The organism is Paradesulfitobacterium ferrireducens, from assembly GCF_017310645.1.
GTDB classification, from domain to species: domain Bacteria; phylum Bacillota; class Desulfitobacteriia; order Desulfitobacteriales; family Desulfitobacteriaceae; genus Paradesulfitobacterium; species Paradesulfitobacterium ferrireducens.
Genome location: NZ_JAFLRH010000030.1, coordinates 56277 through 67269 on the forward strand (window position 1 = coordinate 56277; position 10993 = coordinate 67269).

At 50.6% G+C, this 10993-nt stretch carries 10 protein-coding genes and 1 pseudogene; 1 reads left to right on the plus strand and 10 read right to left on the minus strand.

The window, feature by feature from the left end:
- Positions 1 to 9: 9 nt before the first annotated feature.
- The 10 genes and pseudogenes from dsrK (J0X21_RS11005) to J0X21_RS11050 all read right to left on the minus strand — a co-directional run.
- A complete protein-coding gene (gene dsrK, locus J0X21_RS11005; protein ID WP_206812251.1) occupies positions 10 to 1353 on the minus strand; it encodes a sulfate reduction electron transfer complex DsrMKJOP subunit DsrK in 1344 nt (447 codons plus the stop codon).
- The gene (locus tag J0X21_RS11010; protein ID WP_206812252.1) at positions 1350 to 2075 is read right to left on the minus strand and encodes a respiratory nitrate reductase subunit gamma; all 726 of its coding nucleotides are present in this window, start codon (positions 2073 to 2075) and stop codon (positions 1350 to 1352) included. Before J0X21_RS11010 ends, dsrK (J0X21_RS11005) begins: the two co-directional genes overlap by 4 nt.
- Positions 2076 to 2244: 169 nt before the next feature.
- Entirely contained in the window at positions 2245 to 2466 is a 222-nt protein-coding gene (locus tag J0X21_RS11015) for a hypothetical protein (protein WP_206812253.1), read from the minus strand.
- Positions 2467 to 2490: 24 nt separating this feature from the next.
- Positions 2491 to 3549 (minus strand): dissimilatory-type sulfite reductase subunit beta, encoded by a 1059-nt coding sequence (gene dsrB, locus J0X21_RS11020; RefSeq protein WP_206812254.1) that lies wholly within the window; start codon positions 3547 to 3549, stop codon positions 2491 to 2493.
- A 37-nt stretch (positions 3550 to 3586) separates the two neighbouring features.
- A complete protein-coding gene (gene dsrA, locus J0X21_RS11025) occupies positions 3587 to 4774 on the minus strand; it encodes a dissimilatory-type sulfite reductase subunit alpha (RefSeq protein WP_206812255.1) in 1188 nt (395 codons plus the stop codon).
- Positions 4775 to 4826: 52 nt separating this feature from the next.
- Positions 4827 to 5015: a 4Fe-4S dicluster domain-containing protein gene (locus tag J0X21_RS11030; RefSeq protein ID WP_206812256.1), complete on the minus strand. Its 189-nt coding sequence runs from the start codon at positions 5013 to 5015 to the stop codon at positions 4827 to 4829.
- 316 nt (positions 5016 to 5331) lie between these two features.
- Positions 5332 to 7029, minus strand: a complete 1698-nt coding sequence (locus J0X21_RS11035; RefSeq protein WP_206812257.1) for an FAD-dependent oxidoreductase — start codon at positions 7027 to 7029, stop codon at positions 5332 to 5334.
- A 152-nt stretch (positions 7030 to 7181) separates the two neighbouring features.
- Positions 7182 to 8789, minus strand: a complete 1608-nt coding sequence (gene dsrK, locus J0X21_RS11040) for a sulfate reduction electron transfer complex DsrMKJOP subunit DsrK (RefSeq protein WP_206812258.1) — start codon at positions 8787 to 8789, stop codon at positions 7182 to 7184.
- Positions 8790 to 8811: 22 nt separating this feature from the next.
- Positions 8812 to 9720 carry a respiratory nitrate reductase subunit gamma gene (locus J0X21_RS11045; RefSeq protein ID WP_206812259.1) on the minus strand — a complete coding sequence of 303 codons (909 nt, stop codon included), beginning with the start codon at positions 9718 to 9720 and terminating at the stop codon, positions 8812 to 8814.
- 262 nt (positions 9721 to 9982) lie between these two features.
- Positions 9983 to 10168: pseudogene (locus J0X21_RS11050) on the minus strand (N-ethylammeline chlorohydrolase); the annotation flags it as partial.
- Between the two features lie 58 nt (positions 10169 to 10226).
- Here J0X21_RS11050 and J0X21_RS15935 point away from each other — a divergent pair.
- On the plus strand, positions 10227 to 10355 hold the full coding sequence (locus J0X21_RS15935) for a hypothetical protein (protein ID WP_268939395.1): 129 nt from the start codon (positions 10227 to 10229) through the stop codon (positions 10353 to 10355).
- The last annotated feature ends 638 nt before the right edge of the window (positions 10356 to 10993 follow it).

Below are 10993 nucleotides of genomic sequence, written 5' to 3' on the forward strand. Positions count from 1 at the left end.
TTAAAGTAATCAGAGTATCAGGGCCAGGCCCATCAGGTCGCTTAAGCCCTTAACCCGAACATCAACTTTGTGATGATCCATGACAACCGGCAGCTGGGCTTTACAGATAGCACACGGGGCACAAAGAATTTCGGCCCCCGTTGCCCGTACACACTCTGCCTTCGGCTGGCCGAGCGCCACCCTGAGGTCCATGGCTTCATCCATCAAAATGCCTGAACCTCCGCCGCAGCAGAAGCTGTACTGCTTGGTCGGCGTCATTTCCACGAAGTTTTCTACACAGGCCCTAAGAAGTTCGCGGGGCTGCTCGATAAGGTCTCCTCCCCTGGCATAATTGCAGGGGTCGTGGTAAGTAACTACTTCCGGATTCTTGCTCTTGTCAAATTGAATTCGTCCGGTCCGCAGGTACTCCAGCACTTCTTCAAACAGGTGCACAACAGGAAACGGCAACGGCCCGTTGATCGTATCGGTAAACATGCGCCAGGTTCTCCACCCATGGCCGCACTCACCGGCAACTATGCGTTTTACGCCCAGTTCTTTACCGGCCTGCACTAAGCGGCGGCTGTGTTCCCGCATGGTCGGCTCGTGAAAGAACAGACCAAAATTGGCCGTCTCCGCGATACGGGAGCTCAAAGTCCAGGACACCCCGGCTTTATAGAAAATCTTAGCCACAGCCATCAAGCCGTCAGTGTTGGTAAAAAGGTCAGAAGAAGACGGGTTAAAGAGAACTTCCGCTCTCTCCACATCCATGGGAATCGGAATATCGAGCCCTGTTTCTTCTTTCAGTTCCTCTTCCAAAAATTCCAGGCCGTCTTTGATAGCCGGCAGGGGAGTACCCATGTTGTTGCCGGTTTTCTCCATATTCTTGACAATACCGGCATGGAACTTGGTGACCAGGCCAAGGTGAGCTAAAAGCTCGCGCATAGCGATCGTCACTTCGGCGGTGTCAATCCCTTTGGGGCAGAACACCGCACAGCGCCGGCATTGGTTGCACTGATGAAAATACTTGTACCACTGGTCAATTGTCTCTTGGTCAAGATCCTTGGCGCCTTCCCAAGCCCGGAAGACGGAACGCCCCGGCGCAAAGAATTTCTTGTAGACGCGCCGCACCAGTTCCACCCGGGCCACCGGCATGTTATAAGGGTCTTTTGTTCCCAGATAGGAGTGGCATTGTTCGGCACACGCTCCACAGTGGGTGCAGACATCGAGGTACAGGCGCAGCGAGCGCTTATATTTTAGCATCTCTCCTAAAAGCTCCAATGCCGCCTTCGGCCTGTCCTCCACCGCTACCGGCGCGAGGCGCAAAACGCTCAAGTCCTTGGCTTCATAAGGAATCCTCGCTTGCTCTTTGCTCACTTCAAGATCACCTGCCTTTCATACGGCCGTGTGATCAACCAGCGGCTAAAGAACAAACCACAGGCATGCATCAGCTTGGAGGATGGGAAATACAAGAGCAGCAATTCCACCAGTGTAAAGTGGAACAGGAAGGCCTGGTTGTCCGGCGGCAGTACCGGCCGGAAGGTAAACAGCCCGGCCAGATAATCGCGGACTGCCCCGTAAGGGACTTCGTTAAAGAAACGCATATACATTCCGCTGCCGATAATCCCTAAAAGCAGAACCAGGACAAGATAATCGGCAAAGTTGGAAATGAACCTCATGGTCGGCGAGGCAAGCCTGCGAATAGTTAAAAAGACAAGCCCTATCAGAAGGGCCGCTCCGGCATAAGTGCCGAACAGGATCGAAAGGCGTTCGCTTTGCTCAGGAGTAGCCCCAAACAAGGTGAACTGGTGCCCAAGGAAAGTGATCCCTACAAAATGCCCGATTAATACCAAGGCCAAAGCAATGTGGAAAAGCCAGGCGCCAAACCACAGACTTTTTTTCCCCCGCCACAAACTGCGAAAACCAACGGCCTCCTTGGCCAAATCCAGGACTGCTCCACCTGTCGTATCCGGGCTCGGGAACACCGTGAGTTTGAAAGGAACCGGAACATGAGCCCAGACCAGCATGCGATGGATCATACCGCCCAGGAATACAATCAATACAATGTAGGGTAAAACCCATCCGAAGAGGACGCTCATGAGATTCCCTACCTCCAATTCACACGCATTTTAACACGAGACATGAGCCAGATAACTCCTAATCACTCGCTTCGGGTTCTCCATCGAACCGGGCCGGGAGCTACCCTCCCAACCCGGTCCTTCAGATTGAACTTCTCCACTCCAGAGATTTAACTGGACTCGTCCCCTCTTACTGGGGTGCGCCGACTTTGCCTTTAAGAGCGACAAAAGTGGTAGTGATATAGAGATACTCAACCTTGTCTTCAAAGGCCAGTTCTTTAACCGCTAAGTCAACGTCAGCCTTCTTCTCGCCGATAGCAGCCGCAATTTCTTTGCTCTTGGCTTTTTCCACAGTAGCCAAATAAGCCAAAACCTTTTCTTTAATTTCGGGGCTGGCAGGTCCTTTTTCCATGGCAATGGCCCCCTTTCTTATTGATTAAAACTTGAACGCAGCTGAGGTCCTGAATGTCTCTCTGGAGAAAATATAATCGTCGATATGCTTATCAGTGAATTCAATCCCGGTGAGGATGAAGAATTTCTCCCACCCGATCCGCTCGACCCATTCGCCCAAGCGCTCGCCTTGGCGGGCATTGCTGGCATATACCTCAACAATGTGGCGCACAGCCTCGGTAACTTCGGGCCAACGGGGCGGATTGTTGGGCAAAAACGGTATCACCATGCGGGAAAAACTCGGAGCCGTACGGGCATTGGAGGTTTTACCACCGATAAGAATAGCCACTCCGTCATTTTTCGGATCAGCAATTTCCATCCCTGGAGACATGGTATAACAGTTGCCGCAGTACATACATTTTTCTTCGTTTACAACAACGCTCTTGGTCTTCGGATTGGGACGGATAGCTCCGGTCGGACAGCTGGCAACAAGGCTCGGGATTTCCGTTCCTTTTTGCACTTTTTCATCGTTAACCCTCGGAGGTGTACGGTGCACCCCTACCATGGCGATGTCACTGCAGTGGGCCGCTCCGCACATGTTGAGGCAGCAGGCCATAGCCACTTTTAACTTGGCGGGAAGCTTCATGTCAGTGAAATATTCGTGAAGGTCATCCATAACGGCTTTAACGATACCGGAAGCATCGGTAGCCGGGGTGTGGCAGTGCACCCAGCCTTGAGTGTGCACAATATTGCTCAGGGAGTTGCCGGTCCCGCCGACAGGTATTCCTTTAGCTTCCAGGGCACTGATTAAAGGTTCCACTTTGCCGGCGTCGCTTACGAGAAACTCAATGTTGTTGCGGCTGGTAAAGCGCAGGAATCCGTCACAGTATTCATCAGCCAAGGCGCACATGTCGCGGATAAAGTCAATGCTCACCAGACGGGGAGAACCTGCACGCACGCTGTAGAGCTCAGCACCGTTTTCGGCAACGTGTTTCAGAACGCCAGGTCTTGGAATCACATGATATCTCCATTTGCCATAGTTCTCAAGGATTATTGGGGGGAGCATCTCTTTATAATGCGGAGGTCCTGCATCAATTCTTGGCATTTTCTATCCACCTCTTCATCTGATTTTGTTCAATCACTTACTTGTTAATTTCGTCTTGCTGCCAGAAGACGTACGGGTTGGCACGGGGTCTGAAGACCATTTGCGGAACAGGCGGAAGTCCAACTTCACGCAGGAATTTGCCCATTCCCAAACGGTAGATGGTTTCGCCGATGCGCTCGCGGGTCTTGCCGTTCTCATCCCACCATTCCCAAATTCTGCGCAGCAGATCCTTAAGCTCTTCGTAGTCGTCTTCCATTTTCATGAACGGGACGATAACCCATGCCATGAAGGCTGATTGAACAATCGTCGATTTGCCGCCGAGAAGAATCGTGGCACCTTTTTCTTGGCCAGGCCGGATAGCCTTGGGCATTACGTTGATGCAGTGCATGCAGCGCGTACACTCTTCCGCAATGACATTGAGTTCATTTTTCTTATAGTCGAACTTCAAAGCGCGTGTCGGGCATTTGTCGCAGACTGCACCTTGAATGTCCAGTCCCTCTTGCACATAAGCCTTAACAGCGTCTTGATCAATTCTGAGGGTGTCGCGCCAAGTTCCGATGATAGAGCAGTCGGAACGGGCGATGGATGCCGTACAGTCGTTGGCACAGCCGGAGAACTTAATCTTGAACTTATACGGCCACATTGGACGGTGCAGTTCATCTTGGAACTCATTGGTGATGTTGTGGCAAGCATCGAGGGTGTCGTAGCAGGCATGCTCACAACGAGCAGGGCCAACGCAGCAGCTGGGAGTCCTCAGGTCCGAACCGGAACCGCCAAGGTCAAACCCGGCATCGCTGAACTCGTCGAAGGCCGGTTGGATGTTCTCTGTGGTGGTGCCGAGCAGAATAATGTCCCCGGTGGAACCATGCAAGTTAGTCAAACCGCTGCCGTATTTCTCCCAAATATCGCAGATTGTGCGCAAGGATTTGGTCGTATAGAACCAGCCGCTGGGCTGATTAAGGCGGATGGTGTGGAACTCAGCCAAATTCGGATACTCTTCCGGCAGGTCGGTATAACGTCCGATTACGCCGCCACCGTATCCTTTAACCCCCACAATACCGCCGTGTTTCCAGTGCCCTTTTTTCTCTTCGTAGGATCTTTCCAAAAGTCCGAGTAAATCCTCAGCCGCCGGGTTCTTAGCCGCAGCTTTTCTGATTTCCGTCACGAAACTGGGCCATTGGCCTTTTTCCAGTTCGTCCAGTTGTGGCGTCTTCTTTTCTGACATGGCACGACCTCCATTTTCTTGATATTTCTAAACAGTGGGGGGGGGAGAACATCTACATCTCCGTAATTGAAACGGCACCGGTGGGGCAGACCGTGACACAACTTTCACAGCCTAAGCATTCGCTTTCGTCACCGGCCACTTCAGCCTTTTCCCCATTGAACTTGAGAAGACGGGCGGGGCACCCTGCTGTGCAAGAATTGCAACCTGAGCATTGTTCTTCGTCAATTGCCACGATGTACATACCTAACACACCTCCTTAGACTTACTTTCACTGCTTGGCTCCATCTGACTCTCAGTCAGTTTACGCAATTGTATTCATGTGCCCCTGTCGTCCCATCGCTGTCTTCAACACTTTTGGTATCCAGCTTAGGGCTTTGTGTAAATTTATACATTCACTATATTCTATTTAACACGCTAAATTTGGGGCTGTAAAATACAGAATCTCAATTGCACCATATTGAAAACTAATTGTGAAAGATTATGCATTATCAGGAGAAACTATCTTTTTGTTATAACTTTGTTATAACTTGGAGAAATTCCTTAGAAAACATTGGGAATTAAGACCTTTGCTCTTCCTCCTGATAGGCCGACCAAACGGCTATCCCGCCTTCCAGATAAGCAACCTGGGCCAAGCCTTTCCCTCTTAAGATGCAAGCTGCCTCATAAGCCCTGATTCCCATCTCACACACCGTAACAATCCGCCGGAAAGCGGGAACTTCCTGCCAGCGTTTGCGCAGCTGCCCAAGGGGTATGTGCAGCACTTGCGGCCCCGCTAAAGGATTGCTTTCAACCTCGTCCTCTTTGCGCACATCGAGAAGCAGCACTTCCTCGCCGGTGCGCAGAGATTCCTGGAGTTCAAAAGCAGACAAACCCCGGACAAGGCCAAGCCGTTTGTTTTCGAGGGCATTGGCCCCATGAACGACTACATCAAGGGGTGTGGCGAAGGGCGGTGCATATCCCAGATCCAAATTACCGATGTCTACGAGCGTGGTCCCAAACTTCAGAGCGGTTACCAATATGTCCAGACGTTTGATTCCGTCGCCCAGCCCACACACCTGCGCCCCCAAGAGGCGGCCGGATGTCTCGTCGGCTATTAGCTTCAGCACAATACTGGAGTGCATGGGATAAAAATGAGCAGCGTCAAGCCCGCTGGCAACTCCGGTTATGACCTTGTACCCGAGATCACAAGCCTCGGCTTCACTGAGTCCTGTCCGGCCAATATTAAAGTCAAACGCTTGCAGTACGGAAGTTCCGGCCACACCCGGGAAAACCTCGTTTTTTCCGGCAATGTTGTTGGCTATAATCCGTCCCTGCTTGTTGGCCGTAGAAGCCAAAGGAATATAGACAGGCTTGCCTGTCATAACATGAGTCTGCTCAGCGCAATCCCCGCCTGCATAAATACAGGGATCTTCTGTCTGCAAGGATTCATTCACCCGGATGGCCCCGGTCTCGCCAATGGTCAACCCTGCAGCCTGGGCCAGCTCAATCGCCGGGCGCACGCCAACAGCAAAAACCACCAGTTCTGTTTCAATCTGACCTTGGTCAGTTAAAACCTGACCAACCGCCCCGGTGTCATCCCCTTCCAGGGCCTTCACTTTACAGCCTAAACGCACGTCCACGCCCCGGTGCTTCATTTGGCGTTCCAGCAGCTTGGCCATATCAGGGTCGAGCAAACGAGGGAGAACATGGTTTTGGCTTTCACATACCGTGACTTTAAGGCGCGGGCCCGCCAGAACATCGGCAATCTCAATTCCGATCAGGCCTGCTCCAATCACGGTTACATGCCTGATTTTCTCTTCTTTAACTGTCCGTTTTAGTTGCTCCGCGTCATCCGGATCGTGCAGGGTAAACACTTTGCTGAGTCCAGCCCCCGGAAGGGGCGGAACGTAAGGCCTACTTCCCGTTGCCAGCACTAAATAGTCGTAGGGCAGAGTATCCTCTTCACCACTTAGAAGGTGCCGGACAGAAACGGTTTTGGCAGCCCGGTCAATGGATATGGCCCGGGTATTAGTCAAGACTCTAACATCCTTTTGCCCCTGGAAAAATGCCACATCCCTTTTTTGACCGGAGGCGGTCAGGGTCAGTTCCTCAAGTTCAGGGACCAGGCTGCCCAAATATAAGGGTATTCCGCATGCTCCGTAGGATATGACATTTCCTTGTTCAACGATCGTGATATCCGCATCCGGCTTGAGGCGGCGCAAGCGGGCTGCAACTTTAGGCCCTGTTGCCACGCCCCCGACAATCACTGCTTTCATCTTTCTACGCTCCTTTAGGCCAAGGTCTAAACGGGAAACTTGCAATGGCAATAGGAAATTATCCCTCTCCGGGTCACGGTCTTCAATCTGCCCGGAGAGAGTAAAAAAATCTTGTTTAGCAGAGTACCACATATTTAAAAGGCTTCAAACGCTTACTCTAAAAACTCCAAGAAAGGCTTCTCCATGCTGACCAAAGCATTTACCATAAGTTCCACCAAACCGCCGAAGTGCACATTAAACTTGGCGCTGGCCTGGTAATATTCCAGGATGTCCCGGATAGTTCCCTTGCAGTTGGAGCAGGGAGCACAAACGTATTTGGGCACCTCGCTGTTTTCCATCGTATCTTGGAAAGCACCCAGGATTTGCTTGAACTTCATGCGGGCACTGACTTTGTTTCTGAAGTCGCTGAAGTTGCAGTGATTCATAATGGCAAAGCCGCTGCCTCCGCCGCAGCAGTAGTTATCGACGCCGTGCGGAGTCATCTCCCTGAACCGGGTACAGATGGCTTTCAGGATATTGCGCTGCGGCTGGACGATTCCCATTTGCCGCACCACATTACATGGATCGTGCAGGGTAACCGGGAAATTGTTCTTGCCGGGGTCAAGTTTGAGCCGGTTTGTTCTCACCATATCCCAGAGAATAGGCAGGCAGCTTTCCACGGGAATTTTGCCCTCTGCCGCCGCCATCCGGTCCGCCACTATAGCCGAAGCTTTATGGGCATGCCCGCATTCTCCGATCACAATCCGGTTAACACCCAACTCTTGGGCAACCCTCATTTGCTGCAAGGCAATTTTCTTGGCTTGGGTATCGTCATACCAGAGACCGTAGTTGACGTTGTCATACCCCATCATTTCGCTGCTCAAGGTCCAGTCCAGACCCGCTTCTTCGAACAGAATGGCAAAAGCGATGGGGTTTTCCGGCCAAGCCATAAATTCCCCAGCATTGTGGAGCAACAGGATATCGGCCCCTTTTTTGTCGAGCGGAAACTTAATTTTGCGACCGTATTTTTCCTCTATATCCTCTTCCAAAAACTCCAGCGTATCGAGAAAAGCAGGCTTGGTTATGCCGGTGGAAGAACCGGTCTTGAGCTGGAGCATGGAGCCTTTCTCATGCAAAGGGTTGGGGGCGATCCCCATTTCCTGGCTGAATATTTTCCGGATCTCCTTGGCCAAAATGGAATTGTCCAGACCGAGGGGACAAGTCTGAGCGCAGCGGCGGCACAGGTTACAGCGGTAAGCCAGCTCCCCGAGCCTGGCAACTGTTTCCCAGTTCACATCGATGTCCGCTCCGACCAATGAACCGAAAAATTTCCCGCTTGTGGTAAAATACTTTTTGGCTATTTTGCGTAAGACTTCCGAGCGGAAAATAGGCCGGTAAAGCTCGTTTTTCCCGGAGGCCGCAAAAGTGTGGCAAGCCTCGGAACAAGTGTTGCACTTGGCACAATACTCAAAAGAGAGAAGCAGGGGTTGGAGCACACCGTTGTTGGCGTCGGAGAAAATCTTCTCCAGACCGTTTAGGAACTTGCCCACAAACTCCTCTTCCTCTTCTTTGGACTTGGGACGGATTAATGTGTCAATACCCACAAAACCGTCCAGCGAAGCACAGTATTTTTCCTTCCAGGAATCTTTAATCTCTTTGAAATCCGGCTCCATGCCGGGCTTGTCATAAGGAGCTGCCAAGGGCATCAACTCCTGGAGCTTTATCAACTGCTGATCAGGGTTGCCTAAATCCTTTGGTCTTAAATCCTTGTGATCTATCACTCATCTCACCTCTTTTCCAAGCTTACTTTTCCGGCGCAGGCGCCCCAGCCGCCTTAACATGAGGGGCTGACCAAGCGTTTTGTGGCCGGTAACCCAGCGCTTGTTTAACTTTGTGTTCCATCTCGCTGCCCGCCACGTTGGGCTCATTTTCCCACAGGACTTTGTGGAAAGTGAAATATTTGCCCACATAGTGGCTCATCTTGCTTAAAGGAATGTAAATGAACATCACTCCGACCAGAATCACATGAAGCACCAGCAGCGGGCCGGCCGCGAAGGACGTCAAAGACAAAACATGCGCCATTACACTGCGGGCGTTACCGAAGGTGGGGTCGCTGCCCCAGACAGTAAGCCCGCTGACAACGGCGGCAAAAACCAGGAGCAGGTTAAAGTACTCTTGAGGTGTGGTGTATTTCTTGAGAGTTCCGTCGAACACCCGGCGCAAAAACAGAGCTCCCGAACCAAAAGCAGCTAACGCGAAACCAACCACCCCGGTAAATATGCCAAGGTAATACAGGAGAACAGCCCACAGTGAAGTGCCGGCTGCCGCTCCGGCCTTGACCGGCAAGCCCGCCAGTTCCGTGAAAGCGCCGGCGATAATCAGCACGCTCCAGGCTGCCAGGAAATAGATCCCCAGATGAAGCGCATAGGAAAGCCACCAGAGGGGCCTTTGATTCTCAAAAAGTTTCTTGATAAAGAGCATTTCTTTGAGCATTTCCTTTAGTTCAGTTCCTTTGGAAAGCTCCCGGGGCTTTTTCCACCATTCCGCTTCTTCATAATAGGAACCGCCGTATTCGTGCCGCCCTTTCTCCCCCGGCACAGGATAGAGTTCCATCCTGCCGTGAAGGGGCAGCTGCGCCAGTTTCCGGGCCTTGTAAGCGGTAATTCCGATAAATAAGACCATGGAAATATAGGCAAAAACCGCTAATGCCACACCTAAAACCTCCTGTACTAAATTTTACTCGCTTGTTCTTATTGTCACTATTTAGTTTAAGACGGTTTAGGGAAGTTGTAAAATTTTGATTTCTGATTGTGACAATTAGGGATATGGATTCCGAATTTTGAAGCCCGGCCTATATTCGATCCCGTACAAGAATTAAGCCCTTTCTTTGCAGGCATAAGAGGAATGAAAAGAGAGGTTTAAGGGGGATATTGTTCCCCCTTAAACCTCTTGCATCGACTCGGCCTCGTGGTTCTTATTTCGATCCGATTAAATCTCCCTCAATCCGCTTGGCCCGCTCCTCGACCTCCTGGCAAATCCTCTTCTCGTCCAGGGTGAGGAGTTTTCTTTCTTCCATGAGAATCTTGCCGTCCACGATGACGGTGCGGACATCCCCGGCGTGAGCTGATTACACCAGGTGGGCGGGGATTGGCTGGAAGTGCGTTGGAGCACTCTTGAGTTTTTGCTTAAGATATTCTCTGAACGGCGATTTATATGATATGCAGGAAAAAGCCGTTTTTTCTGAGGTAACCAATCTGGCCGCAGCCGAAGCAAAATGGAAAGCTGAAGGAAAAATCCTTATGGTTCAAGATGCCATCAACCAATATCTAGAAGTTCGTTTACTATGATGTCTTTAATAATATTCAACTCATCCTGTATTCGTTTTTCCATATTGGCTCCTTCATCTGTTTTCAAGAATATGTGTCGTTTAATCATATGTCCTCAATAGCCTTTTGCCAGGTAGGATTGGTCATTGGATTTTCCTCCTTCCTGTAAAAAGTATACCAACAAACGGTATGATTTTCCATATAGACTATAAAATAAGCCCCAAAAACCCTAGGGCTTGTTTTCTTGCGCCGATTTCTTAACTTACTTTGAACTGTTCCCTGCTTAAGCCAGATTGTTGAAACCCGAGATATTCCCTAGTAATTCACCGTGACCGTATCGACAGGTTTTTCCTTCGCGTATTAAGTGAACATTACGCCATCGATAATGGCATTCCCAACCTGCGGAATGTCCTCTGAATTTTTTATTGTTATTCTATCTAGGACCTTCTTCCTATTTTTGCCTTATCCTGTCACAAAATCCATTCGTAAACTGTCTATATCCCTTGTTCCGCGAGTTCAGATTCACTGATTTTATTTTAAGGCATGGTAATCTCTTACAGCAGCTACTGGATGCTGCCAGCGGATTTTAGGTAAATGGATGGATCAAAGCCTGCCCACCGTACCATGTCTAAAGCTTGGCGATTGATGTTACTTGGAAA